Source organism: Lactobacillus taiwanensis (assembly GCF_017894345.1).
Lineage (GTDB): Bacteria > Bacillota > Bacilli > Lactobacillales > Lactobacillaceae > Lactobacillus > Lactobacillus taiwanensis.
In genome coordinates this window covers 414,120-437,960 of record NZ_CP059276.1, presented here as the reverse complement: position 1 = coordinate 437,960, position 23,841 = coordinate 414,120, and the positions used below count along the sequence as shown (strand labels likewise).

Sequence of the window (23,841 nt, the reverse complement as noted above, 5' to 3'; positions counted from 1 at the left end):
TTTAAGATTATTTATTTTTCCATAAAAAAAGCCCACCTTTGGTGGACTACATTATCTAGTAATAACGCTTGATGAGCTACTAGATTTAGTGTTTCTTCTCCTTGCTTCTTCATATAAAAAAATAAATTTTGCATGAAGAATTTTATTTAAAACACGATTATCAAATGAATAATCAACCGTTGTTTGGTCGAAAACTTTCTGTTCTGCAAGTTGTCTTTGCAGTTGAGCCACAATCCTTAATAATCGTTCGTCTCCTGCTTTTTTAACTTTATGCCTTTTTCCAATCATAGATCTGTTCTCCCTTGAACAGCACGCTTTAAAGTAATTGAATTTGCATATTCGATATCGCTACCTACGGCTAGTCCTGCAGCAAGACGCGTTACCTTCAAACCAGCTGGCTTAATGAGTTTAGACAAATACATGGCAGTTACTTCTCCTTCTGGGCTAGAGTTTAAAGCCAGAATAACTTCTTTCACATCATCTTGTTTTTGAAGCCTAGTAATTAAACTTTTAATATTAATTTCTTCTGGTCCAACTCCATCCATTGGCGATAAAACTCCATGTAAGACATGGTACAAACCATTATATTCGCCCATCTCTTCAAAGGCCATTACGTCTTTAGGCTGTTCAACTACCATAATGGTGGAATGGTCACGATTTGCATCACGACAAATTTCACATGGATCGCTTTCAGTGATATTGCCGCAAATCGAACAAGAATGAAGATTTTCTTTTACCTGTATTAATGCTTTAGAAAAATCTTCTACATCATCTTCAGGCATATCCATTGTATAAAAAGCTAATCGCGTTGCTGTTTTTTCACCAATACCAGGCAATTTCATGTAATTATCAATTAAACGTGCAATTGGTAATGGATATTGCATCTTACATCAAACCCTTAGTATATTTACCCATTGATGCTTGAGTCGCATCATCAACAGCTTTAATTCCTTTATTAACAGCATCAATAACTAAATCTTGAAGCATATCTGGGTCATCTGGATCAATTGCTTCTTTATTAATCTTTAAATCTTTTAACTTACGGTCCCCACTAAATGTAGCAACAACCATATCATCAGCTGATTTACCTACAAATTCTTGAGTAGCCAAACTTGCTTGTTCAGCTTCCATTTGTTGTTGCATCTTCTTAGCCTGTTTAATTATTCCTTGCATGTTGCCCATGCCCATACCGCCAAAATTAGGTCTTCTACTCATCTTTTTTCTCTCCTTAATCTTTAACTTGTGCTAGATCACCAAAAAGTTCTTTTGCCTTATCAATGACTTGCTTTTTGGCTTCTGGATCTATTTGATTACCATTTGCTTCTTGTTCAGATTTTTCTAGTCTTTGAAATTTTTTAGCAAGTAGCTCTTCTTTATGACTTGCTACAAAATCATGACGTACTTTCAACCATGAAGAATCTGCAACTAAAACAATACTATAATTATGCTTTGTTAACTTAGCAATTTCAGCTTCAAGTTGAGAAATTAGATCCCCATCTTGATTTGCTCGTTCAAACCATAATTCATATTTACATTTTAAAACAACTTGCTCATGACTTGCAGCTACAGGATCCAAAACTTCCATTACGGCTCGTTGAGAAACCTTTAGAGTAGACAGTAAGTCTGGCCAAATATCTTTTACTGTATTTAAGTCTTCCTTAGTGGCATTTTCAAGCACATGATATACTTGCCGGCGGTTATTTTCTTGAGCCGCTTGGTTATTAGAACTAGCCTTTCTTCTTCTCGGCTTTTGTTCTGGTTGATTTTCTTTATCGGTAAGGGTTTTAATTTGTGACTTAGTTTCAGTTTCAATTGTGCCAGAAAAGTCTGAAGTAGTATTTCTAGCAGGCGCTGGCCGATTTTTCAATTCAGCAACTTGCTTGCTTAAAGTGTCAATTTGATTTTTTAGAGTTTGAACAATATCTGATGAAATTGCTTCCGCTGCTTGGCCCGCAGATTCATTTTTTATTGGAGCCTGAGTTACTTGAACTACAAATACATCAAGCGGAATTTGTTGTTGATTAGTATAGCGTAAATCATTTAAAGCAGTATTAGCTGCTTGAACTAAATTATAAAACTTTTCTTCTGGAATTTTAGCTAATTCAGAGGCATAATTCTCAGTTAAAAAAGTTTCTTCCTTATTACTCTTAATTGCCAGCATCCCTTTAACAGTTAAACTAATCAACTCGTCTAAAATATTTTTAGTTGATGCGCCGTCTTTTAGGAGACCATGAACTATTTCAAGAGCTGTCGAGGTTTCACCATTAAGTAAATTTAATAATACTTGTTCAACTTTTTCTTGAGCAGCGTATCCGGTGATTCTTAAAGCATCTTCATATTTAACCTTATCTTGATCATAAGACAAGATCTGGTCCAAGATACTTAAACTATCACGCATTCCACCATCAGCTACTTGAGCAATTACTTCAAGGGCCTTTTCTTCAAAGTCAATTTTTTCTTGGCCAAGAATATAGGTCATACGAGCAATTAAATCATGTTGATCAATCCGCTTAAAGTTGTAGCGCTGAGTTCTTGAAATAATAGTTGCAGGAACCTTTTGAAGTTCAGTCGTAGCTAAGATAAATACCACATGCTCTGGTGGCTCTTCTAGTGTCTTAAGTAAGGCATTAAAGGCTCCCATCGAAAGCATATGAACCTCATCGATAATGTAGACTTTATATTTACCCTGTGTTGGGGCGTATTTTACTTTATCTCTGATATCTCGAATTTCATCAACACCATTGTTGGAGGCGGCATCGATTTCGATGATATCATTCATTGTTCCTTGATCTGCTGCAAGACAGTTTTCACACTCATTACATGGTTCTCCGTCTTGCAGATTAGTACAATTTAAGGCCTTGGCAAAAATTTTAGCACATGATGTTTTACCAGTACCACGTGGTCCTGCGAATAGAAAAGCATGTGATATCTTGCCACGCTTGATTGCATTTTTTAATGTATCAGTAATCGCTGTCTGCCCTACAACTCCATCAAAAGTTCTAGGACGCCACTTACGATATAGCGCTTGATAAGCCATTTTGCACTTCCTTTATCAAAAAAACTCCTAGCTCAAACGAGCTAAGAGCTGTTTATTTTCTCAAAAAAAGGCACATGCCCAAGCAACCTTAGTGCTGCTACCTTCCGGTCCTGACACAATTTGGAGGTCGGACATTGCCCACAAACTATAATACAGTATTTTGATTTATTTTTCCACTATTTATCTTGCTTTTGTTTACGTCTAATTTCACGGAAAAAATCTTTTAGCATTTGAGCAGCTTGATCCCTAAATAAACCACCATAAATTTGAGGATGATGATTAAATTTTTCCACTTTAAATAAATCAATTACACTACCTGCTGCTCCAGCTTTTGGATCAAAAGCACCATAGTAAACTTCAGCCAATCTTGAATTAATGATTGCCCCGCTGCACATAGGACATGGTTCAAGCGTAATAAATAAACTACAGTCGACTAAGCGCCAGGAATTTAATTTTTTACAAGCTTGTCTAATCGCAATCATTTCGGCATGCTGGGTGGCATCTTCATCAAGCTCACGCCTATTATATCCTTCGCCAATCACATTGCCATCTTTATCTACAACAATTGCACCAATTGGTACCTCACCTTGTTCTTCAGCCTTTTTTGCCTGTGCAAAGGCCAGGTGCATGTATTTTTCTTTTTGCTCTTTAGTTAACATGGATCTTCCTCTTTAATTTCTGCTTATATTTTAACAAAAAGAAAAAAGCTAGCGACCTGCTAGCTAAAAATTTTTATTGTTGGTTATAAAATTGATTTTTTGTAATGTATGAAATTGATTTTACATATTGACCCTTATGATGGATTTTAATATATTCCTGATTTGGATCATAACCACCTACTTGTTTTATTTTATAAGCTCTAGTTTTACTATCCTTTGGGTTAATGATCGTTACTTGTTTGTAATTCTGAGTGTTTTTTGGAACCTTAGCATAACTAACTGTTTCACTAACCAATGGATTTAAACGATCGGTAGCAGACGTATGAACAGTCAAAACTCCAATAATTGCTATTACCAGTACAGTTAGAAGTGAAATAACTCCTATTTTAAATTTCTTCATATTTTTCCCCCTGCATTAAAGCTTAATTTTTAACAAATTGAATAGTCTGATTGTTTAATTTAACTACGTAATCACAGGCATTCCATACTTTCGGATCATGGGTTGCTATTAAAATTATTGCCTGTTTACTAAAATCTGCCAATAAATGTTTTAAAATAAGTGAAGCATTATCTGGATCTAAGGATCCTGTTGGCTCATCTGCAAAAATTATTTGAGGTTGTTTCAAGATTATGCGCGCCAAGGCTATTCTCTGCTGCTCTCCTCCACTTAAAGTATAAACTTTTCGTTCTAAATCTAAATATTTCAAATCTAATTGCTCAAGAACCTCATGCATTAATTTTATTTTTTGGGATTCCGGTATCTTTTTATGCTTTATCCCAACCGATAAGTTACTCTTAACAGAATCATTATCAATTAATCCAAAATTTTGAAAAATATATCCTAATGTATCTCTTCGTAATTTGTCTATATTTTTTTCATTTACTTCTTTTCCAGAGATACAGATCTTCCCAGAGTCGGGTTGTTCTAGTCCTCCAAGAATATTTAAAAAAGTAGTTTTTCCTGCACCACTCCGACCAATAATTGCATAGCTCTTTCCTTTTTCAAATTCACATGAAGTCTCGTTTAAAATAATTCTATCTTTAAACTTTTTACTAATCTGAATAGCCGATAACATACTGATCCCCCCTTAATTTCCTTTATTTAACGTCAAAAGTAGTTTCTTTTCAGATCGATTTGAAAGAAAGAAAATAATTAAACCCTCTGCAATTAAATAGATAATTAAGTACCAAAGAGAACTAAAGGATGCTTTTTGGATTATAAACACACATAAAAATAAAATTGTATCTATACTTAAATTAAATAAAACAAATCTAGAGACCAAATTTATATTTGATTGACCAAATAATTTATTAATTGTTAATTTCGAGCGATTTTTTTGTATAAAGGATAAACTGATAAATGCAATAACTAAAATTAATTGAATTAAAGAAATTATAACTATTAAGGATAAAATTGTAATACGCTGGACTAACTCAATTCTAAAGTTAGCCAATCTTGTTTTAGCATCTGTAATTCCACCAATATACTTAGAAAGTCCAGTTTTATTTAAAGTTCGCTGCAACTTGTCTAAATCAAAAAACTGAATCATCCCTTGAGTTGCTGCAGAATAGTAGAAATTATCCGATAAGGCATTCAAATCATTTATTACTACAATAATTGGATCTCTTGAAATTGAATCAGCAATTTCTTTTCCAATTGTATAATTAAAAATAGATTGATTGTTCGCATAAGTAACTATCTTTAAACTTCCCTTCATCTTTTTTGTACCTGATAAAGTTTCCTGGAAATTTATAAATTCATTAAATTTTTTGATAAAACTCTGTCTCTGATTTTTTCTATTTATAGGAAATAAGATTGTAAAATTTTTATTTTTAATATCTTTAAAACTGATTTTTTTATTATTAGTACTCTTGATTTCATTGTATTTAAAGTAGTTTTTATTAACAAAAAGTACATTTCCATTTTCTGGAGTATCATCTTGTAAATTAGGATGAAATTCTTGTGAATTTCTTGAAACAATATTATTCGGCATTAAATCCATTGTTTCTCTAGTTAAACTCCCTAATTTATCTGTTTCGGTTACATTTTTATCATCTACATTAGTAAATTGAAGAACATAACCACTATTGTGCTTAATCCATTCATGCATTATAGTCTGATCATTTCTAAAAGTCTCAACCGTATGGTGTAAGCTTAAGACGTTGATAGTAGTTAAAATTATCAAAGATATTTTAAAGATATATCCTGTAGCAACGAAAGGTCTAGTATAAGTTTGTCCCTTCAAAGCTGGATAAAGATTAATATATGCTAATACAGTATAGGAAATAAGATCCAAAACGATGAAAAACGCAAATATAAATATCAACACTAAGGAACTATATTTGAGCCAAAATATAATCCCCTCTTTATTCATCACTAAAAGTGTATAACCTATACTCAATCCTAGAAATATGGCAATTAAAGTACTAAATGATACAAGCATTCGTTTTAGATCGTTAACTATTATCTGTAGATACGACCATCCATTTAACCTTAAAACTGCATATTTTTTAAATGAATAAATTTTTTCAATCAACATAATGATAAGTAAAATAGCTAAAAGACTTATAAATATAGGTAAATAGCTAATTACGTTACTTTCATTTTTTAAAAGGCTGAGTAAAGAAATATGATAAATTGTAAAACTCAATCCTAAGCTTGATAATTTTTTACTCAATTCTTTAAGTGATTGAGAATCAGCGTTGGTATAGTAACATCCTTTAACTTCTTCCAAATTAAGTTTCTGGTTGTTTATTTTTGAAATATCTGAATTTTTGAAATAGGTAATATTTTGATTTAATTTATCATTAAAATTATAAAATGACTTTGATGTATTCCCAGTTACGGTATTTAATCTTACTAAACTAATTTGATAGTTATTTTGAGTAGCACTTTTCTTTAATTCATCAAATACTCTTTTTTTAGAATACTTTCCATTTTGATTGGTTACTTCAATAACAGTAGGACTTCCAGGAACATTTCCCTTATCCAACTGCTGAGTAAGCATACCAAGTAAAATCAAACTAAGAGCAGTTATAATTCCAAAGATTCCTAATTTAACAATCCTAAACATTTTCTCATATACAAAAATAATAGCGCATCTAATGCGTTATTATTTTTCCCTTTATAAATTATTTCACATTGTAATATGATTGGTTTCCCATCCATGCCTTCGTAGCAGAAGCTCTTGCAGTTACTCCTGGTCGTGTCCATCCACTAGAAGTCGAGTAGTTTCCCTTCACGGAAGCACTGTGAGTTCTACCATTATGTGAATAATATGACCAGACATAGGTATTACCTACTCCATAATTCCAAGTTCCTCCTTGAGCATAAACTGTTGCTGCCAACGCTGGCGTGATAGTTAATGCTCAGGCTACTCCAATCGTTGCAAGAGCAGTTATAATTCTACTTTTCTTTTTCATGACAATTCTCTTACTTTCTTAATATTTTTTATTAATATTATTTTGTTTTTATTAATAATAATATAATATTTCATAAATTACAATAAAAAGTTTAATTTTTTATTACGGCATAACCTTATATAATTTTTAAGACGTAAGTCGCTCCCGATATCTTTAAGGATCAAGTTATAACTAAAAAAAGCTGGCTAAATTAGCCAGCTCACTTAAATAAATTCATTATAAAACATATTCATGTATAGGATAATAAGTAAAAATAAAAAAGATCCTTTGACCCTTTCTATTTAAATACGACCACGTTTTTTAATCGTATAACAGTTAACAAAATAGCCGATTGATCCAACAAAGTAAAGCGTAGCCAAACCAGCTGCTCCCAAAAAACGATTACCATTGACTGATAAATAAATCATTCCACCAAGACCAGCTAAAACAATCAAAACTAAAATAATATTAATAAACAGTTTCATAATGAATTCACTTCTTTCAAAGTATTTCTTTTCTTACTTTGTATTCGCTTTCATTATAAATCATTTTAGTTATATATTTAATTATTTTTACTCATTAAAATATAGTATCCCTTATCACGAGCTAAAATCTCACAGTTTCCGTATACTTTTGTCATTAATTTCTTTGCACTTGGTGCACCTTGTTTTTTCTGAATTACTACTAATAAAACACCATTTTCAACTAAATGATCCTTGGCTTCAGTTAAAATCTGGTCCACTACTTTCTTTCCGGCACGAATTGGGGGGTTAGTAATAATTAGCCCATATTTTTTATCCACTTGTTCATAAATATCTGATTGATAAATATTCACATTATCTACCTGATTAAATTGTGCATTTCTTTTAGCTAAGTCTAAGGCACGCTCGTTTACATCTACCATATCAACTTCTTGATCAGGCCAAAACTTAGCCGCAAATAAGCCCATCGGGCCATACCCAGTTCCAACGTCAAGAATTCCATTTTTTGGAAAATCGATATCTTTCATGGTCTTGATTAGCACACCTGATCCATAGTCAATTCTTAATTTTGAAAATACACCTGCATCAGTTGTAAATTTTAAGTCAATATTGTCCATATGATAATCAACTAAATGCTCATCATGCTTAGCATCTGGATTAGCCGCAAAATACATTTGATTCTTTTTTGCCATAATTATTCTCGCTTCTTTTATTTATCATTTATAGTTTATCAATTCTGCTTTGCTTTTTTCTACAAAGTTTTATAATTAGAATGTTACAGAACAGAAAGGAAGAGATGGAATGACGATTTCTATTCCTATATTTATTTTAGCAATTATTATCGGAATTATCTGTTTATGGACAGGATTTAGAATAAAAGGCAAACAACCTGTATTTGGACGCGTTCTTTCAACAAATAGCCAAACTTGGGCAAGATTCTGGTTAACAACTGGCTGGGTAATCATTATCATCGCAGTTTGCTACATTCTATTTATGATCATCTTACATTTTTATTTATCTATCTAAAAAAAGCGTAAATTCAACAGTAATAGGGTCTATCGAATTTACGCTTTAATTTTTATCTTTTTTCTTTTCAATCCAGTCCCTAAACTTATTCCACTCGCTAGGAGTATGGGTAGGCTTTAATTCCTGGATTTGCTTTTGTAAATTTTGATTTTGTTCAGCTAAAAGTTTATTTTGTTCCTCTAGGCGGTCTAATTTATCTAAAATCAAAGTCAATTCCGCATCTTTATCTTTAATGCTAATGTTGCCCTCATTTCTTCTCATTAAATATGTAGTAAGAGAACTAGTAACAATTCCCATTACCCCTACTCCAATTAGAATCATCGCTAGAATTACTAATTTTCCAAGTAAGGACTGCGGAGAAATTGTATGACGGGAAATATCACCATAGCCAACTGTACTAGCAGTAGTAATAGCCCACCAAAAAGCTTGATCAAGTGAAACATGCTCTGTAATCGAAATAGCAACTGAACCTAGCATCAAAAAGGCAATACTAAAATATATTACATATAAAATTCCGTGAGTATGCAAGATATCCTTTAGCATTCCCACAAGACCTGCCAGCCGAATTAAACGTAACAAGCGAAAGTAAAGACCGATGTCACCTAATTGAGCAAATTTCATCCAATTAAAAGCAATTCCTACCGGAATAATTGCCAATAATTCAAAAATATTATTTCTAAAAAATACTTGCTTATCTTTTGCTAAATATAAGCGATAAAAATAATCAATCCCTAAAATAATTAAAATAATATTATTAAGCCAAAACCATCTACTATTAGCACCATTAATATCAATTATTGCCGCAAAATCTAATACAATTAAAATAATTGAAATAATGGCCAAAGTAGCTTTAAACCATTTATAAAAATTCTTCTTAATCATAATTTTATTGTAAACAAAAATGAGGACTCCGTAAAATAGAATCCTCATTTTTAACAGTGTATTCAGTTAAGACTTTATTACTTAACAGTAACAGTTGCGCCAACTTCTTCAAGTTTAGCTTTGATGTCGTTAGCTTCGTCTTCAGAAACGCCTTCCTTAACGTTCTTAGGAGCACCATCAACAAGGTCCTTAGAATCCTTAAGGCCAAGACCAGTGATGTCACGAACAACCTTGATAACCTTAACTTTTTCTTGACCAACATCAGTCAATTCAACGTCAAATTCAGTCTTTTCTGCACCTGCGCCTGCAGCACCTGCAGCAGCAACTGGAGCAGCAGCTGAAACACCAAATTCGTCTTCAATAGCCTTTACTAAGTCGTTTAATTCAAGGATTGAAGCACCTTTTAAATCTTCAATAATCTTTTCAGTATCTAAAGCCATTATAAGTTTCCTCCGAAATTAGATATGTGTAAATTTACTATATTATTCGTCTTTTGAATCAGCGACAGCCTTAACAGCGTATGCAAAGTTGCGAACTGGAGCTTGTAATACAGATACAAGCATTGAAAGTAAACCTTCGCGACCTGGAATAGCTGCAAGTTTCTTGATTTCTTCTTGGCTGGCAACCTTACCTTCGAGCATACCACCTTTAATTGATAATGCATCGATATCATCTTCGTATTTAGAAACAATACGAGCTGGTTCAGTAATGTCTTCTGCATCAGCAGTGTAAACAACAGCAGTAGGACCAACAAAAGTATCGTCTAAACCTTCGATACCAGCCTTTTCAGCAGCACGCTTTAAGTAAGTGTTCTTGATAACTTTCATCTTAACGTTAGAATCACGTAAATCCTTACGTAAGTTAGTTACTTCTTCAACAGTTAAACCTAAGTAGTCAATTACTAAGATAGCTTTAGCTTCCTTAAGTTCTGCTGCAAAGTCATCAACAAGCTTTTCTTTTTTAGCAATGATTGCTTTACTCAACGAATTCACCTCCAAATTTACTTTAAGATAAATTCTATCAGCCGAAATAAAAACCCCATGCCAAAAAGACATGGAGTTGTAAAACTCTTTGTTTTTCTGGCCTCGGCGGGATATTAAGGCACGTTAGCCACCCGAGTCTTAGGTAGAATTTACTGTACAATATATTACCGTAAATTAGGTAAGTCGTCAATAGCTTTTTTTAATTAAACCATTTTTCGCGAATCTTTTTTAGCTCTCCTGTCTTCTCTAGGTGGTTAAGAGCTTGATTGATTTTGTTTTTAAGAGTTTTATCTTTTTTATTGATTCCTACTGAAAATTTTTCACTTGGATATGGTAATTTTTCTTTTTTAAATTCTTTTTGATACTTGCTATGAGCTAAATAATAATTCGCATATACCCCATCGATTAATAAACCATCAATTCTACCAGCTTTTAAATCAATGAAGGCATTGTTATAAGTATCATACAAAACTGTACTTTTAACGCGTTTTTTTAAGACTTTAGGATAATTATCCAAATCATCGGCTCCTGAAGATCCTGTCTGAACTCCAAGAATTTTTCCCTTCATTTGTCGATAATTATCTATTCCTTTATTTTTCCGTGTAACCAGGATCTGATCATTTTCAAGGTAAGGTTTTGAAAATGCTACTTTCTTTGCCCTAGCCTTCGTCTTAGTGTATCCATTCCAGATAACATCTATTGTTCCATTGCGAAGCTCAGTCTCTTTCATTGACCAATCTATTGTTTGAAAATCAGGTTTTAACCCAATTTCCTTGCAAACCGCTTTAGCTAAGTCAACATCAAAGCCAACAAGCTTACCATTTTTTTGGCGAAAATCCATTGGTACGAAGCTGTCGTCAACACCAATTACTAAAGTACCGCGCGACTTAATCGTCTGCCATGAATTTTCCTGTCTTTGACATCCAGCCACGCCGACAGAAGCTAGCACAATGATCAATAGGCACAAAAATCGTATTATTTTTTTCATCATTTTTCTATTGGCTCAACTTTTAAGATTTTATCAGCAACAGCTTTTCCAAACTGGTGATCATGAGTAATAATTACCTGCGTCATTCCTGTTTGTTTAAGCTTTAAGAAGATATCTTTTACTTTTCCCACTAACTCAGGATCTAAGGCAGACGTAGGCTCATCATAACACAAGATTTCAGGTTTCATTTGCAGGGCTCTAGCAATGGCTACACGTTGCTTTTGTCCTCCCGATAATTGATATGGATATAAAGTTTTAAACTTGTTTAAGTCTAGTTGATCTAAAACAGGCGCAGCAGCTTTTTCAGCTTCTGGTTTACTCATCTTATTTACCATAATTGGGGCAAGCGTAATATTACCCATTACGGAAAGGTTTGGAAAAAGATTGTAATCTTGAAAAACCATCCCTACCAAGTGATTATTACGGTCTGTAGGATCAAATTCTTTCCCATTATGGATGAATTTCCCACTATCGGCACTCTCAAGACCAGCAATTAAACGAAGTAGGGTCGTTTTCCCTGCACCTGAGGGGCCAATAATACTTAAGATATCTCCTTGATCTAGTGACAAATTTAACTTATCAATAATTTTTCTCGTGCCAAAACTCTTGCTTATATTCTTAAGCTCTAAAACTTTATTTCCAGACATTGCTTCTCTTCTCTACTACTCTCAATAAAGCTGTTAAAACTGCTGTCATTGCCAAATATACACACCCTACTAATACGAGTGGAACTAGAGATACATCTCTTGCAGTCGCAACATTTCCCGCACGTAAAAGGTCTCCTAAACCAATTACATAGACTAAACTGGAGTCCTTAACTAAGTTTATTAATTCATTACCAATTGAAGGCAGAACAATCTTAACAACTTGTGGCCGCACAATACGATTAATTGTTTGCCATCTACTTAAGCCTAGGACTTGGGCTGCTTCAAATTGTCCAACTGGAACTGCTTGAAGTCCACCACGGAAAATTTCCGCAAAGTAAGCTGCATAATTGATAATAAAAGCAACCAAAGCAGCTTCATATCTTGGAAAGACAATTCCCACAGTTGGTAAGCCATAAAAAATAAAAATTAATTGTAGTAAAAGCGGTGTACCACGAATAATCCATACATAAAATTTCAAAATTGCTTTAACTAACTTCAAGTTTGAATGTAAGCCAAAGGCAACTAATAAACCTAATGGAATAGAAACTACTGTCGTCCAAAAAAAGATCTCAATAGTTAACCAAGCACCGGAAAATAATGAAGGCAAAATACTAAAAATATAATTTAGCATTTCCTTCACCTCCTGTTCTAAAATAGCGTATTGTTTAATTCTAACTAAAATCTCATTACACTTTCAACCTTAGTACAAAAAAAGACTTCACAATTGTGAAGTCTTTTTGCTTAATTAAACAACTATTAATTAGTCTAAGTTTAATGGATCCAAGTGGATACCAGGGCCAAAGGTTGCAGAAACGGCAACACTCTTAACGTATTGACCCTTAGCTGATGCAGGACGTGCACGAAGAATAACGTCATGTAAAGCATCAAAGTTTTGTGCTAATTTTTCAGCGTCAAATGAAGCCTTACCGATTGGTGCGTGGATCAAACCTTGCTTATCAACACGGTATTCAACTTGACCTGCTTTTTGGTTTTCAACAGCCTTAGCAACGTCCATAGTAACAGTACCAGTCTTAGGGTTTGGCATTAAGCCCTTAGGTCCTAAGATACGACCTAAACGACCAACCTTAGCCATCATCATTGGAGTAGCAATAACTACGTCAAAGTCTAAGTAACCGTTTTGAACTTTTTCTACTAAATCATCAGAACCAACTTCGTCAGCACCTGCTTCTTTAGCTTGGTCAGCTTGTGGACCTTCAGCAAAAACAACAACTTTCTTAGATTTACCAGTACCGTTTGGAAGTACCAATGCACCTCTAATTTGTTGATCTGCTTGCTTAGGGTCAACGTTTAAGTTATATGCAACTTCGATAGTTGCATCAAAGTTTGCGTATGAAGTTTCTTTTGCTAACTTCATAGCTTCATCTACTGAATAAAATTTAGTTGAATCAACTTTTTTAGCTGCTTCTAAATATCTCTTTCCATGCTTTGCCATGTAAAAATCCTCCTGAAAATGTGGTCAAACGAGTCTTCTCACACTCTCCCACCTTGATTCGTTAATTTTGATTAACGATCCGACGTTCCTAAAAACACTAGTCTTCTACAGTGAAGCCCATGCTTCTAGCAGTACCTTCAATCATGCGCATAGCAGCTTCAATATCTGCAGCGTTTAGATCTTTCATCTTGGTTTCGGCAATTTCCTTAACTTGGTCCTTAGTTACCTTAGCAACCTTCTTAGTGTTAGGTTCACCAGAACCCTTATCCACTTTAGCAGCCTTCTTCAAAAGAACAGCAGCTGGTGGAGTCTTAGTAATGAATTCGAATGAACGATCTTCATATACAGTAATAACTACAGGGATAATCATACCCTTTTGATCAGCAGTACGTGCGTTGAAGTCCTTAGTGAAACCAACGATGTTGATTCCAGCTTGACCCAATGCAGGACCAACTGGAGGTGCAGGAGTTGCTGCACCAGCAGGAATTTGCAGTTTAACTACGTTAATAACTTTCTTTGCCACGGTCAATACCTCCTTGATTCCGTGATGCGGTTATAGTGGAGAATTTTCCTTCTTCTCCTCCCACAATAATAAAGATACTCTAATATACTACCAGCAATTTATTAAATTGACAATAGCTAATTAATTTTTTATTATTGGTCAAATTCTTTTACTTGGTTATAGTCAAGTTCAGCATTTGTTTCTCTGCCGAACATATCAATAGAAACATAAAGTTTATCTTTTTCTGGATTAATTTCAGTAATCTTACCACTCATGCCACTAAATGCACCGTCAATAATAGTTACTGTTTCACCAACTTCATAGTCAGCTTTAATTTTTTTAGCTGGTTGGCCTTGAGAAGCAAGAATTCTTTCAATTTCGTCATCATATAAAGGAGATGGCTTTGATCCACCACCGTGACTGCCAACAAATCCAGTAACGTTTGGCGTATTTCTGACAACATACCAACTTTCATCAGTCATTACCATTTCTACTAAAACGTAACCTGGAAATACCTTTTCATCTACTTCTTGTTTCTTACCACGAACAGTTTCAGTTTTTTGTTCTTCAGGAACAATTACTCGAAAGATATAATTTTGCATACCCATTGATTGGGCTCTAGAAAGTAAATCCTTCTTAACTTTTTCTTCGTAGCCAGAATAAGTGTGTAAAACGTACCATTTCTTTTCGCTGGTTTCAACCATATTTCTAAACTCCTTAAAAATACCTTTATGCAAATAAAAAAACCTCCGAGGGAGGTTTTTTAACCGATTTAATTATAACACATATACTGTTTTTATAAGAACATTTGCGTTAAGTAGCTAAATAATAAATCTAGCAAACCAAGGTAGGCACCAAACAAAATTGAGCTGATGATTACAACACCTGTATCACGTCTATTTTGTTTCCATGTGGGCCATGATACTTTTGCCATAGTTTGGTTAACACTCTTAATAAACTTAAACATTGCTTACCTACCTCGTTTCCTTGTGCAAAGTTTGCTTTCCGCAATGCTTACAAAACTTCTTAAGTTCAAGTCTTTGCGTTCTATTCTTGCTTGCTGCAATCGAATAATTGCGAGAACCACATACAGTACATGCAAGAGCTGCTTTCTTTACTGCCATAAAACCACTCCTAAACTGCATTTATCTTAGCAAAAAAATGTTATTTTAGCAATTCCTATCAATAAAGTAAAGAAGAATCTAATTTACTCATCAAAAAATTATATCTCATTTTAAATAATATTAATAGATAGTGTAGAATTATACTTATTAAGATCATTTTTAATTAAAAATAAAGCTATCTTCAAAATTGAAAATAAACTAAAAAATAACAATTTTACCTCATTAACTTTATTTCCGTTTAATTTTAACTGCTCTTATGCTGATATTCAACTGATTGGAAGGATTTATTAATTAAAAGGAGCAACTTTTCCTTTTAATTAAATATTTATCATGGCAGAAAATTCAACTCATCCACTACAAAATTCACTTTCCGAAAAAAGAACCAATAACAAGAGTAATTTCACTTTTTGGGACAATTTTCCAGAAACTCAAAAAGATATGATTGCCATCAATCGTATTATTTTAAAACATGTAAATACTGTTCCGGGTCTACTAGGAAAGGCTCTAAAAGACACTTTTGTAGCTCCTGGGAAAATGCTGCGTCCTGCTTGCGTAATGCTCTTTGGGTCTTTTGGGTCAAATGCTAACCAAAAACGCGAAGAACTACAAAAAATAGCAACCTCAATTGAGACTCTCCATAATGCTACCTTAATTCACGATGATATTATCGATGAATCGAGCATGCGCCATGGTAGGCCCTCAATTCAGACCAAATATGGCAAGCATATCGCAGTTTATGCTGGCGACTATTTATTTGCTTTATCGCTCACTCTTTTAAGTGAAAATGCTCAAAGCTTACACAGCGTTATTGCAGATGGAAAAACTATGCAAAATATCCTAGTCGGCGAAACTGAACAATATAACAATGCGTATAACATTAATATTTCTGAAAAAGAATACTTAGATCAGATTAAAGGTAAAACTGGGGTCTTATTTGGTCTAGCCTGTTTTATTGGTGCTTATGAGAGTGGCCTTAAAGTAACTAAGGCCCTAAAAGCTAAAAAGTTTGGTGAATACTTGGGCCAAGCTTTTCAGCTACGAGATGATATTTTAGACTACACAACTACTAGTTCTACTTTCAAAAAGCCAGTCTTATTAGATGTTAAAGATGGTATCTACTCTGGTCCCTTAATTTTCGCCTTACAAAACGACTCTACAGGCCGCTTACATGAGTTAGTTAAATTAGGACAAGATTTGACTAAAGAACAATTGCAAGAGATAGAAAAAATGGTTAATGACCTTGGCGGGGTAAAACGAGCACAAAAGTTAGCTGATAAATTCACTGATAAAGCTTTACACAACTTGCAAAAGCATTGGCCAGACAACAAAACTCGCCAGCAACTTGAAGAGCTAACAAATATTTTACTAAAAAGAAATTATTAATTAAGAGAATGTTAAGACATTCTCTTTTCTTTCCCTATTCTTTACTAATTCGCTATAATCTTTTTTTGTATTACATTCTAGAAAGTAGGAAAAGAAGTGACTAAGACAAAAGAAAATTCGCATTTTTTTGCCTGGTGGGTTTTTATTGCCTCCTGTTTGATTTCATTAGTAGGATTTGGATTAATTGTTAATACTATTGGTTTATTCTTTGAGCCAATTAGTAAAAGTTTCCATGTTGGTCGGGCAAGCGTTGCCTTAATGACAACCTTGCAAAATGCTGCTGCCGCAATTACCTTGCTGTTTGCAGGTAAAATTATGACCAAGCTTAACTTGCGTTGGCTTTTAACTTTCTGTTTTGCTGTAATTGGATTTTCCATGCTTAGCTTATCAGTAGCACAAAGTTTAATTCATTTTTACATTGCTTGGATCATCATTGGAATTTGCCAACCAATTGCTATTACTTTATCCATCCCTGTTCTATTAGGAAACTGGTTCAATGAAAAGTTAGGAACTGTGATGGGAATTGCCCTTGGAGTTTCAGCCTTTGGTGGTACCATCTTTAATCCAATTATTGGTAACATCATTACCAACTTTGGATGGAGAGGTGGCTTCATCTGCGAAGGATTACTAATTCTCGGAATTTTAGTTCCTTCAGCATTCTTCTTAAGAGAAAAACCTAACCAAAAACATCAAGCATACGGCAAAGTGAAAAATATACCAGAAAAAGTTCTTGAAACTAGTGGTATTACCCTTAAGGCAGCCCTTAAGACTCCTGTCTTTTATGCTTTAGCATTTGCAATGCTTGCACTGCAATTTGTTTCCGGATCTGTGCAACATATTTCAGGTCATATTACCAGCCAAGGCCTCCCATTAACAATTGGTGCATCAGTAGTTTCTGGGGTAATGCTTGGAGCAGCAGCTGGTAAGATTTCTATCGGTTTTATGCTTGATCGTTTTAATACACGAGCTACTTTATTTATTTATTCTTTATTTGGCTTGTTAGGCTGGAGCGGCGAAATTTTCTTTAAGACTAGTCTTCCACTTATTGCCTCTGCCTTTATTTTAGGTTTGGGTCAAGGTGTGTGTTTAGTTGCTCTTCCTTACCTTATTCGAGAAGAATTCGGAGCTAAGGACTACAGTACAATTCTTTCAGTAATTAATATGACTGGTGCATTTGCAATGTCTGCATCTGTTTACTTAAACGGTCTTTTATTTGATACTACTGGTTCTTATAACTTCGGTTGGGCAATCAACGCAACTGCTTTTGCGCTAAGTTTTGTTGCTTTGTTCCTTACCCTCAAAAAGCAAAATGCACCTCAACCATTCGAAGAAAGTATAGATTAATCTCATACTTCTCTATGCTAACTTAATATTAGTAAAAGCTTACTCATTGACTTACAATAAATGAGTAAGCTTTTTTTATTAATGTTGGGGTGAAAAATATGAATAAACATCCAGAATTTTTATTGAACAAAATTGAAAGTCCAAAAGATTTAAAAAAATTAAACTTAAAAGAGCTAGAACAATTAGCTAGTGAAATTAGAACTTTAATTCTAGAAAAAGACTCCGTAGAAGGTGGACACCTTGGGCCAGACCTCGGAATTGTAGAGGCTACAATTGCTTATCATTATGTTTTTGATGCACCTAAGGATAAGATCATATGGGACGTTTCTCACCAAACCTATCCACATAAGATGTTAACTGGCCGTGCTTATGCGTGGCTTGATCCAGATAAGTACGAAGATGTAACTCCTTATTCTAATCCTGAGGAAAGTCTCTATGACTACTTTGCTGTTGGTCATACTTCAACTTCAGTTGCCTTAGCAACTGGAATGGCTAGAGCACGTGATATGCTAGGAGAACATGAAAATATTACAGCTCTTATTGGGGATGGTTCTTTAACTGGTGGCTTAGCCTTTGAAGGCTTTAATAATGCGACTGATGAAAAGCATAATCTAATTATTGTAGTAAATGACAATCAAATGTCGATTGACGATAATGTCGGTGGGGTTGTAACTGCTTTGAAGAAACTACGTGAATCGAATGGTCAAACAGCTGATAATCCTTTTACTGCAATGGGACTGGATTATAAATATGTTGGTCATGGAAATGATATTAAAACAATGATTGATGCCTTTAAATCAATTAAAGATATTGATCATCCAATTGTTTTGCATATCAATACCCTTAAGGGTAAGGGATACGAACCAGCTATTGAAAATGAAGCTAGTCATCACTGGGTATTGCCTTTTGATCTTAAGACGGACAAGACAACTGTACCAGCTCCAAAGACTCCTAATCCAACTACTGTAATTCTTGATTTCTTAAAGAAACATATTGAAAATCAAGAAAACATCTTAGCCATCAATGCTGCTATCCCAGGCGTCTTTGGCTTAGGCGAGATTAAGAATAAATATCCTAAGAATTATAAGGATGTAGGAATTGCTGAGCAAGAGTCTGTTGCCTTTGCTGCAGGGGCTGTTAAAGAAGGAATTATCCCAGTCTTATTTGAAAACTCTACTTTCTTACAACGTGCTTATGATCAACTTTCTCACGATGTAGCAGCTAACGACTTACCAGTCGTAATGGTGGTAGCTGGTGGCGGAATTACTGGTACTTCTAAGACTCACTTAGGTATTTTTGACAACGCCATGGTCGCAAATTGGCCAAACTGGGAATACTTATCTCCTACTACCTTGAATGAATTAAAATCAATGCTTGAATGGGCAGTTAAGCAAAGAAAGCATCCCGTAGCTATTAAGTCTCCAGTGAATCCAGTCCCTGAAGGTGAAGCGGTTGATGAAGATTACTCAATTATTAAATATGATATAAAGCCCGGTTCTAAAGTCGCAATCATTGGTTTAGGTGACTTTTATCAATTAGGTGAAAAGGTAGTTGATTTATTAAAGACAGAAAATATTAATGCCACTTTGATCAATCCAAAATCTGCTGCTCATCTTGATCATGACGCATTAGATAAACTTCAAAACGACCATGAATTAGTTGTTACTCTCGAAGATAACAGTATTGATGGTGGTTTTGGTCAAAAGATTGCGAGCTACTATGGTCCAACTAAGATGATGGTTAAGAATTATGGTGCTAAAAAAGAATACACTGATAATGAACCAAAAAAATCTATCTACAAGCGTGATCATTTAATGCCTGATCAAATTGTTAGTGACATTTTAGAAATTCTAAAATAAGTTAAATTCATATTTATATTAGAAAAAGGGTAAATTGTACTAATTTGATACAATTTACCCTTTTTGATTATTCAAATAATTTAGGATATTTTTTCTGAAACTGAGCTATTTTGTCATAGCTTTGATCTAAATCGTGTTCTACTTCTCGATAGATTGGAATTATATCCTGGTAGACCCGCACATTTTTTGGATTTGGAAAGTAGACTTTACTGTTATCTATTTCTTTCACTATTTTGTCTAAGCTATTCTCTTCATTTAAGCCCAATTGTGCTAAAAACATGGCTGCTAAAGTTCCACTTTGATCATTTTTAATTACCACTACTGGTAAATTAAAAATATCAGCAATTAACTGCCTTACAAAATCACTTCTTACAAAGCCGCCAGTGACTCTTAATGCTTCTGGTTCCCCTAATTTTTCGCGCAAGCCTCTAGCTGCACCTAAAAGATTAAGGACAATACCTTCTAAAACACTCCGCGCCATTTGCGGTTTAGTGTGGTTTCGACTTAATCCAATAAAAGATCCACGAGCTTGAGCATTCCAAATTGGTGCCCGCTCTCCCCCTAAGTAGGGATGAAAAATCAAGCCATTACTACCAGCAGGAACAGTTTCAGCAACATTAATAAAATCTTCTGCAGTCTGATCGGGCCCAAAAATCGTTTTCCTAGCCCACTCAAAGACTATTCCACCATTGTTCACCGGACCGCCAAGAAGATAATGACTTTTATCGACTGGATAACAAAAGGAGCGATTTTTTGAGTCAACTATTGCTTTAGGGGCAATTGCTCTTACAGCCCCTGAGGTACCAACATTTAGTGCAAAATACTTTTTATCTAAAACACCAACACCAATTGTTGATAAATATCCATCACTAGCTCCTAAAATAATTTTTGTTTCAGGATTTAAACTCAATTTTTGTATATATTCTGCCTCTACTTTTCCAACCACATCTTCTGGTTTAGCTAAGCTTGGCAATTTTTCTGGATCTAGTTCAATTTTATCAAGTAATTTCCTATCCCACGTTAAAGTGTGGAGGTTAAGCAAACCAGTTCCAGCTGCCATAGTTGTATCGGTAACTATTTTGCCAGTTAAGCGCCAAATGATATATTCTTTAATTCCAATCCACTTTTGCACTTGTGCAAAAAGTTTAGGATTTTCTTCTTTAATCCACAATAATTTATACACAGGAGCCATTGGATGAGGCGGCACCCCTGTCTGTTGGTAAATATCTTGCGCAAGTCCACTTTCTTTTGCTTGAGCCACACTCTTGCTACTCCGATTATCTGCCCAAGTAATACTGTTAGTTAGTGCTTGAGCATCTTTTCCAAGACCGATCAAACTATGCATTTGACTAGACCAAGAAATTGCTTTAATTTTTCCTGACACTCTTTTACTTAAGCCGAAAATAATCTTTTGAACAGCATCAAATATTACTTGTGGATCTTCTTCTGCTTGATCCACTTGTTCTTGAATTAAAGGGTAAGGAATTGATAATTCTTCAATCTGTTTACCATTTTCTTGATACAATACACCCTTACTTGCTGTTGTTCCGATATCCATCCCAATTATATAGTCCATAAGCCGCCCCTTTCTTTTAAAATATATTTTCTCACAAAAAAAGAACAATCCCTAGAGATTGTTCTTTGGTGGTCAAACAGTGCGTGACCACGGTGCGTAGAATTATTGTTTTTAGGTGATGTTACTTCTTAAGATTTTCGTTGACGAAGGCTTCGATCTTATCGTCAGAGTCTTTCAAGAACGGAAGCATGTCACTTTCCGTCTTCATGGTATCTCTACCATTCTTTTCCATAAAGTAGTCCCATAGTGCATCTCTAACAGGCATGTCAGAGTCGCTCCAATCAAAAACTTCCTTCATGTGACGGTCTAACAATTCTGTCTTAATAACTTCATCTGCCATCTTAAAATTACCTCCTAAATAAATTCTACAAATATTATTATAGTCTTTTTATCACCTCTATGCGAATTTAAAACAATTCCTTCCGTAATTTTGTTTTACAACGAGCTTTGGCCTGCAATAATTGATAGCGACTATACTTTGTTTTAGCTTGAGCCTCTTCAATTGTTATCTCTCCCAAAAAAATTTTTAAGGCTATTAGTTCTTTCTCAGAGAGTTTTTTAATAAATTTTTGATACATTTCCTTTCGAGGCGTAATATGCATCTCTTCCACTTCTTCTTTAATTAGATTTTTCTGCACCACATTATCATAGGAAATAGATTTAGAAAATGCGGTTCTTTTATGAGCTAACTCATATCTTAAAAGTGAGCGTAAATGGTTATAAAACTTGGTTCGATAATACGCACCAAAATTTTCTGTCCTTTCTTCGTCATACGTACAACAGCTTTGATAACACATAATCAAGGCTTCTTGTTCCCAATCATCTTGATCAAAATTTCGCAGATAAAAATTTAATTTTGCTCCATTAATTAATGGGCGATATCGATTAACTAGCTCACGCAGTGCAATTGTATCTTGTTCCTCTTTCACGCGTCTAATTAAATAAACTTCATCCATTCTTTCCATCGGGAAAATCCTCCTTTTTCTATTTGATCATCAGAATAAAAAAAGGAAGATTTTTTTCTAAGAGAACGAACGTTTATGGGATACAAGTATAAAAAGGTTGTGCTTAGTTTCGGAACGATAATTTATTATCTGTTAAAAAATTATTATTGCAAAGTCTTACTTAAGACTTTAAACCACAAAGCACTTCTTTTTAAATGCCTATCTTGACTAGCGAAATCCACATAAATTAACTCGTAACGTTTATTATATCCATTTGGCCACGAAAATTTATCTTGTAAAGACTACAGGAAATAGCCTGCACATTAACAAAAATTTTAAAGATTCAAACATTAAGAATTGATGCAAAAATAAAAGGTATAAAGAAAATCGGATTTAAGATTAATGGAGCACCAAATAAAATAGATTCATTTATACCAAAAATAACTGGAATAGTTGATGCACGTCCAACTGCTTTTAATTGTTTAGACTTGGATAAAAGGCAAACATAAATGTTACTACTAAAGTTGCTTCAGTTCCTCCCAAAGTAGCAACAAACATCTGAATTCCTTGCGACAAAATATGATTAGTGTCTTGAATATTTCCTGAATTAAATGCTTTTGAATTGGCTTCAACATTGGTTAGATATATTGCCGTAACTGCTGGTTCAACGATTGAGGGCTCTTGAATTCCGATAAACCAGAAAAACGCTATTGCAACATAAATAATTGTCAATCCGACATACCCATCTGCTGCTGTAAAAAGTGGAGTTAGGCTTTTAATTATCCAAGCTGCCAAATTCATATTAGTTAAAGCTCTAAAAATTAGCTTAAATGACCAAAAGAAAGTAGTTGCTAAAGCAAAAGGAATAATATTCTTGAATGCTTGAGCTATATTTTGAGATATTGCGTCAGGTAGCGTGATCGTGACATTATGTTTAAAACAAAAATAATAAATATTAGGTACGATAAATGCTACTAAGAAGATACAAATCAAGCCTTTAGTTCCAATCATATCAGTAGCTAAATATAAATTTCCTTTATTTAATAAAGTATCTATTGCCACAAATGAAAAAGAAATTTGAGCTGTATATTGAACCCCAGCAACTGGAATTTGGTTAGTTTTAGGCAACTTTAGATTTAAACTTCCATTTAAAGCTTTAGCCATAGTAGAAGCAGCCATTAAGGACAAAAAGCCCATTAATTCATAGTGATATTTTCTATGTGCGTGATCAACGACATGCATAGTAGTTACAGCAATATCTACTGGTGTATTCTTTAATAATGAGGAAATAGTCCGTTTTGTCGCACTATTTTCAAGATAAAAAATATTTTCAACTTTACTCGTATCTATCTCCTTTCCTTCAGTTTTTTAAAAGCAATTCGGTTTCCTACTACAACTGCTTCAAGATTATTGCCTAGCTCAACCAAAGCTGAATTATTATTAAACACGCGCTTGATCAACAACAACCCTCCCCACCTCCTTAAAAAAGGATAAAAAAAGACTACTGAATAAGCTCCACTAACGTACTGTTAGTTAGAGTTATTCAGTAG

Annotated in this window: 33 protein-coding genes, 1 other RNA gene and 1 other annotated feature; of the genes, 4 read left to right on the top strand and 30 right to left on the bottom strand. The window is 34.1% G+C overall.

Annotation, left to right across the window (positions count from 1 at the left end):
• Positions 1–51 precede the first annotated feature (51 nt).
• The 12 genes from H1A07_RS02065 to H1A07_RS02010 form a co-directional block, all read right to left on the bottom strand.
• Positions 52–288 (bottom strand): YaaL family protein, encoded by a 237-nt coding sequence (locus H1A07_RS02065; RefSeq protein WP_057718303.1) that lies wholly within the window; start codon positions 286–288, stop codon positions 52–54.
• Entirely contained in the window at positions 285–884 is a 600-nt protein-coding gene (gene recR, locus H1A07_RS02060) for a recombination mediator RecR (RefSeq protein WP_210145214.1), read from the bottom strand. The genes H1A07_RS02065 and recR overlap by 4 nt, the downstream gene beginning before the upstream one ends.
• 1 nt (position 885) lies before the next feature.
• The gene (locus H1A07_RS02055) at positions 886–1,215 is read right to left on the bottom strand and encodes a YbaB/EbfC family nucleoid-associated protein (RefSeq protein WP_094495903.1); all 330 of its coding nucleotides are present in this window, start codon (positions 1,213–1,215) and stop codon (positions 886–888) included.
• 13 nt (positions 1,216–1,228) lie between these two features.
• Positions 1,229–3,037, bottom strand: a complete 1,809-nt coding sequence (gene dnaX, locus H1A07_RS02050) for a DNA polymerase III subunit gamma/tau (protein ID WP_210145213.1) — start codon at positions 3,035–3,037, stop codon at positions 1,229–1,231.
• Between the two features lie 62 nt (positions 3,038–3,099).
• Positions 3,100–3,180, bottom strand: an RNA gene (gene ffs / locus H1A07_RS02045) — signal recognition particle sRNA small type.
• Positions 3,181–3,213: 33 nt separating this feature from the next.
• A complete protein-coding gene (gene tadA / locus H1A07_RS02040) occupies positions 3,214–3,696 on the bottom strand; it encodes a tRNA adenosine(34) deaminase TadA (protein ID WP_210145212.1) in 483 nt (160 codons plus the stop codon).
• Positions 3,697–3,769: 73 nt separating this feature from the next.
• Entirely contained in the window at positions 3,770–4,096 is a 327-nt protein-coding gene (locus tag H1A07_RS02035) for a YxeA family protein (RefSeq protein WP_094495900.1), read from the bottom strand.
• 22 nt (positions 4,097–4,118) lie between these two features.
• The gene (locus H1A07_RS02030; RefSeq protein WP_210145211.1) at positions 4,119–4,772 is read right to left on the bottom strand and encodes a putative bacteriocin export ABC transporter; all 654 of its coding nucleotides are present in this window, start codon (positions 4,770–4,772) and stop codon (positions 4,119–4,121) included.
• Between the two features lie 12 nt (positions 4,773–4,784).
• Positions 4,785–6,719 (bottom strand): bacteriocin, encoded by a 1,935-nt coding sequence (locus tag H1A07_RS02025; protein WP_210145210.1) that lies wholly within the window; start codon positions 6,717–6,719, stop codon positions 4,785–4,787.
• Between the two features lie 109 nt (positions 6,720–6,828).
• Entirely contained in the window at positions 6,829–7,044 is a 216-nt protein-coding gene (locus tag H1A07_RS02020) for a lactococcin 972 family bacteriocin (RefSeq protein WP_235499852.1), read from the bottom strand.
• A 356-nt stretch (positions 7,045–7,400) separates the two neighbouring features.
• A complete protein-coding gene (locus H1A07_RS02015) occupies positions 7,401–7,583 on the bottom strand; it encodes a hypothetical protein (RefSeq protein ID WP_094498216.1) in 183 nt (60 codons plus the stop codon).
• Between the two features lie 77 nt (positions 7,584–7,660).
• Positions 7,661–8,272 carry a class I SAM-dependent methyltransferase gene (locus H1A07_RS02010; protein ID WP_210145209.1) on the bottom strand — a complete coding sequence of 204 codons (612 nt, stop codon included), beginning with the start codon at positions 8,270–8,272 and terminating at the stop codon, positions 7,661–7,663.
• 109 nt (positions 8,273–8,381) lie between these two features.
• Here H1A07_RS02010 and H1A07_RS02005 point away from each other — a divergent pair, with 109 nt between their 5' ends.
• Positions 8,382–8,606 carry a hypothetical protein gene (locus tag H1A07_RS02005; protein ID WP_057718292.1) on the top strand — a complete coding sequence of 75 codons (225 nt, stop codon included), beginning with the start codon at positions 8,382–8,384 and terminating at the stop codon, positions 8,604–8,606.
• A 45-nt stretch (positions 8,607–8,651) separates the two neighbouring features.
• On the opposite strand, the gene H1A07_RS02000 is transcribed toward H1A07_RS02005, so the two are convergent.
• The 11 genes from H1A07_RS02000 to rpmG all read right to left on the bottom strand — a co-directional run bounded on the left by H1A07_RS02000 (position 8,652) and on the right by rpmG (position 15,185).
• Positions 8,652–9,488: an ion channel gene (locus H1A07_RS02000; RefSeq protein WP_244974152.1), complete on the bottom strand. Its 837-nt coding sequence runs from the start codon at positions 9,486–9,488 to the stop codon at positions 8,652–8,654.
• A 77-nt stretch (positions 9,489–9,565) separates the two neighbouring features.
• The gene (gene rplL, locus H1A07_RS01995; protein WP_003647769.1) at positions 9,566–9,928 is read right to left on the bottom strand and encodes a 50S ribosomal protein L7/L12; all 363 of its coding nucleotides are present in this window, start codon (positions 9,926–9,928) and stop codon (positions 9,566–9,568) included.
• A gap of 42 nt (positions 9,929–9,970) precedes the next feature.
• The gene (gene rplJ / locus H1A07_RS01990) at positions 9,971–10,471 is read right to left on the bottom strand and encodes a 50S ribosomal protein L10 (RefSeq protein WP_057718290.1); all 501 of its coding nucleotides are present in this window, start codon (positions 10,469–10,471) and stop codon (positions 9,971–9,973) included.
• A 37-nt stretch (positions 10,472–10,508) separates the two neighbouring features.
• Positions 10,509–10,632 (bottom strand) — a sequence feature (ribosomal protein L10 leader region).
• A 38-nt stretch (positions 10,633–10,670) separates the two neighbouring features.
• Complete coding sequence (locus tag H1A07_RS01985; RefSeq protein WP_057718371.1) at positions 10,671–11,459, bottom strand: amino acid ABC transporter substrate-binding protein; 789 nt, start codon at positions 11,457–11,459, stop codon at positions 10,671–10,673.
• Entirely contained in the window at positions 11,459–12,106 is a 648-nt protein-coding gene (locus H1A07_RS01980; protein WP_210145207.1) for an amino acid ABC transporter ATP-binding protein, read from the bottom strand. The genes H1A07_RS01985 and H1A07_RS01980 overlap by 1 nt, the downstream gene beginning before the upstream one ends.
• Positions 12,093–12,737: an amino acid ABC transporter permease gene (locus H1A07_RS01975; RefSeq protein ID WP_035426626.1), complete on the bottom strand. Its 645-nt coding sequence runs from the start codon at positions 12,735–12,737 to the stop codon at positions 12,093–12,095. Before H1A07_RS01975 ends, H1A07_RS01980 begins: the two co-directional genes overlap by 14 nt.
• 129 nt (positions 12,738–12,866) lie before the next feature.
• On the bottom strand, positions 12,867–13,559 hold the full coding sequence (gene rplA, locus H1A07_RS01970) for a 50S ribosomal protein L1 (RefSeq protein WP_210145206.1): 693 nt from the start codon (positions 13,557–13,559) through the stop codon (positions 12,867–12,869).
• Positions 13,560–13,656: 97 nt separating this feature from the next.
• Positions 13,657–14,082: a 50S ribosomal protein L11 gene (gene rplK, locus H1A07_RS01965; protein WP_004895752.1), complete on the bottom strand. Its 426-nt coding sequence runs from the start codon at positions 14,080–14,082 to the stop codon at positions 13,657–13,659.
• A gap of 131 nt (positions 14,083–14,213) precedes the next feature.
• Positions 14,214–14,765, bottom strand: coding sequence for a transcription termination/antitermination protein NusG (gene nusG, locus H1A07_RS01960; RefSeq protein ID WP_210145205.1), 552 nt, complete (start codon positions 14,763–14,765; stop codon positions 14,214–14,216).
• A gap of 92 nt (positions 14,766–14,857) precedes the next feature.
• A complete protein-coding gene (secE, locus tag H1A07_RS01955) occupies positions 14,858–15,028 on the bottom strand; it encodes a preprotein translocase subunit SecE (RefSeq protein WP_004895754.1) in 171 nt (56 codons plus the stop codon).
• A gap of 7 nt (positions 15,029–15,035) precedes the next feature.
• Positions 15,036–15,185: a 50S ribosomal protein L33 gene (rpmG, locus tag H1A07_RS01950; protein ID WP_003647778.1), complete on the bottom strand. Its 150-nt coding sequence runs from the start codon at positions 15,183–15,185 to the stop codon at positions 15,036–15,038.
• A 330-nt stretch (positions 15,186–15,515) separates the two neighbouring features.
• On the opposite strand from rpmG, the gene H1A07_RS01945 reads away from it, so the two are divergent.
• From H1A07_RS01945 to H1A07_RS01935, 3 genes are all read left to right on the top strand, one after another.
• Positions 15,516–16,568 (top strand): polyprenyl synthetase family protein, encoded by a 1,053-nt coding sequence (locus tag H1A07_RS01945; RefSeq protein ID WP_210145204.1) that lies wholly within the window; start codon positions 15,516–15,518, stop codon positions 16,566–16,568.
• 96 nt (positions 16,569–16,664) lie between these two features.
• Positions 16,665–17,912, top strand: coding sequence for an MFS transporter (locus H1A07_RS01940; protein WP_210145203.1), 1,248 nt, complete (start codon positions 16,665–16,667; stop codon positions 17,910–17,912).
• Between the two features lie 98 nt (positions 17,913–18,010).
• Positions 18,011–19,771 carry a 1-deoxy-D-xylulose-5-phosphate synthase gene (locus tag H1A07_RS01935; RefSeq protein ID WP_210145202.1) on the top strand — a complete coding sequence of 587 codons (1,761 nt, stop codon included), beginning with the start codon at positions 18,011–18,013 and terminating at the stop codon, positions 19,769–19,771.
• A gap of 67 nt (positions 19,772–19,838) precedes the next feature.
• On the opposite strand, the gene H1A07_RS01930 is transcribed toward H1A07_RS01935, so the two are convergent.
• From H1A07_RS01930 to H1A07_RS10085, 7 genes are all read right to left on the bottom strand, one after another.
• Entirely contained in the window at positions 19,839–21,347 is a 1,509-nt protein-coding gene (locus tag H1A07_RS01930; RefSeq protein WP_210145201.1) for a gluconokinase, read from the bottom strand.
• Positions 21,348–21,468: 121 nt separating this feature from the next.
• Positions 21,469–21,687, bottom strand: a complete 219-nt coding sequence (locus H1A07_RS01925) for a P8 family protein (protein WP_003649422.1) — start codon at positions 21,685–21,687, stop codon at positions 21,469–21,471.
• 67 nt (positions 21,688–21,754) lie between these two features.
• Positions 21,755–22,312 carry a sigma-70 family RNA polymerase sigma factor gene (locus tag H1A07_RS01920; RefSeq protein ID WP_094498290.1) on the bottom strand — a complete coding sequence of 186 codons (558 nt, stop codon included), beginning with the start codon at positions 22,310–22,312 and terminating at the stop codon, positions 21,755–21,757.
• Positions 22,313–22,455: 143 nt separating this feature from the next.
• Positions 22,456–22,533 (bottom strand): hypothetical protein, encoded by a 78-nt coding sequence (locus tag H1A07_RS10510; RefSeq protein ID WP_420889511.1) that lies wholly within the window; start codon positions 22,531–22,533, stop codon positions 22,456–22,458.
• 101 nt (positions 22,534–22,634) lie between these two features.
• Complete coding sequence (locus H1A07_RS10445) at positions 22,635–22,733, bottom strand: hypothetical protein (RefSeq protein ID WP_338034712.1); 99 nt, start codon at positions 22,731–22,733, stop codon at positions 22,635–22,637.
• A 32-nt stretch (positions 22,734–22,765) separates the two neighbouring features.
• A complete protein-coding gene (locus H1A07_RS01910) occupies positions 22,766–23,533 on the bottom strand; it encodes a PTS transporter subunit EIIC (protein WP_338034700.1) in 768 nt (255 codons plus the stop codon).
• A gap of 104 nt (positions 23,534–23,637) precedes the next feature.
• Positions 23,638–23,751, bottom strand: coding sequence for a CAT RNA binding domain-containing protein (locus tag H1A07_RS10085; RefSeq protein ID WP_244974151.1), 114 nt, complete (start codon positions 23,749–23,751; stop codon positions 23,638–23,640).
• Positions 23,752–23,841 lie beyond the last annotated feature (90 nt).

Bases quoted from the DNA above. Each gene is read 5' to 3' on its own strand.
- H1A07_RS02030 (WP_210145211.1), bottom strand. From the start codon at position 4,772: ATGTTATCGGCTATTCAGATTAGTAAAAAGTTTAAAGATAGAATTATT.
- H1A07_RS01935 (WP_210145202.1), top strand. From the start codon at position 18,011: ATGAATAAACATCCAGAATTTTTATTGAACAAAATTGAAAGTCCAAAA.
- H1A07_RS01980 (WP_210145207.1), bottom strand. From the start codon at position 12,106: ATGTCTGGAAATAAAGTTTTAGAGCTTAAGAATATAAGCAAGAGTTTT.
- H1A07_RS01910 (WP_338034700.1), bottom strand. From the start codon at position 23,533: ATGCATGTCGTTGATCACGCACATAGAAAATATCACTATGAATTAATG.
- H1A07_RS02010 (WP_210145209.1), bottom strand. From the start codon at position 8,272: ATGGCAAAAAAGAATCAAATGTATTTTGCGGCTAATCCAGATGCTAAG.
- recR (WP_210145214.1), bottom strand. From the start codon at position 884: ATGCAATATCCATTACCAATTGCACGTTTAATTGATAATTACATGAAA.
- tadA (WP_210145212.1), bottom strand. From the start codon at position 3,696: ATGTTAACTAAAGAGCAAAAAGAAAAATACATGCACCTGGCCTTTGCA.
- rplL (WP_003647769.1), bottom strand. From the start codon at position 9,928: ATGGCTTTAGATACTGAAAAGATTATTGAAGATTTAAAAGGTGCTTCA.
- H1A07_RS02015 (WP_094498216.1), bottom strand. From the start codon at position 7,583: ATGAAACTGTTTATTAATATTATTTTAGTTTTGATTGTTTTAGCTGGT.
- nusG (WP_210145205.1), bottom strand. From the start codon at position 14,765: ATGGTTGAAACCAGCGAAAAGAAATGGTACGTTTTACACACTTATTCT.
- H1A07_RS01985 (WP_057718371.1), bottom strand. From the start codon at position 11,459: ATGAAAAAAATAATACGATTTTTGTGCCTATTGATCATTGTGCTAGCT.
- H1A07_RS01925 (WP_003649422.1), bottom strand. From the start codon at position 21,687: ATGGCAGATGAAGTTATTAAGACAGAATTGTTAGACCGTCACATGAAG.
- H1A07_RS02000 (WP_244974152.1), bottom strand. From the start codon at position 9,488: ATGATTAAGAAGAATTTTTATAAATGGTTTAAAGCTACTTTGGCCATT.
- H1A07_RS02055 (WP_094495903.1), bottom strand. From the start codon at position 1,215: ATGAGTAGAAGACCTAATTTTGGCGGTATGGGCATGGGCAACATGCAA.
- H1A07_RS02065 (WP_057718303.1), bottom strand. From the start codon at position 288: ATGATTGGAAAAAGGCATAAAGTTAAAAAAGCAGGAGACGAACGATTA.
- H1A07_RS02035 (WP_094495900.1), bottom strand. From the start codon at position 4,096: ATGAAGAAATTTAAAATAGGAGTTATTTCACTTCTAACTGTACTGGTA.
- H1A07_RS01920 (WP_094498290.1), bottom strand. From the start codon at position 22,312: ATGGAAAGAATGGATGAAGTTTATTTAATTAGACGCGTGAAAGAGGAA.
- rpmG (WP_003647778.1), bottom strand. From the start codon at position 15,185: ATGGCAGTAAAGAAAGCAGCTCTTGCATGTACTGTATGTGGTTCTCGC.
- H1A07_RS01975 (WP_035426626.1), bottom strand. From the start codon at position 12,737: ATGCTAAATTATATTTTTAGTATTTTGCCTTCATTATTTTCCGGTGCT.
- dnaX (WP_210145213.1), bottom strand. From the start codon at position 3,037: ATGGCTTATCAAGCGCTATATCGTAAGTGGCGTCCTAGAACTTTTGAT.
- secE (WP_004895754.1), bottom strand. From the start codon at position 15,028: ATGTTTAAGTTTATTAAGAGTGTTAACCAAACTATGGCAAAAGTATCA.
- H1A07_RS01945 (WP_210145204.1), top strand. From the start codon at position 15,516: ATGGCAGAAAATTCAACTCATCCACTACAAAATTCACTTTCCGAAAAA.
- H1A07_RS02005 (WP_057718292.1), top strand. From the start codon at position 8,382: ATGACGATTTCTATTCCTATATTTATTTTAGCAATTATTATCGGAATT.
- rplA (WP_210145206.1), bottom strand. From the start codon at position 13,559: ATGGCAAAGCATGGAAAGAGATATTTAGAAGCAGCTAAAAAAGTTGAT.
- H1A07_RS01930 (WP_210145201.1), bottom strand. From the start codon at position 21,347: ATGGACTATATAATTGGGATGGATATCGGAACAACAGCAAGTAAGGGT.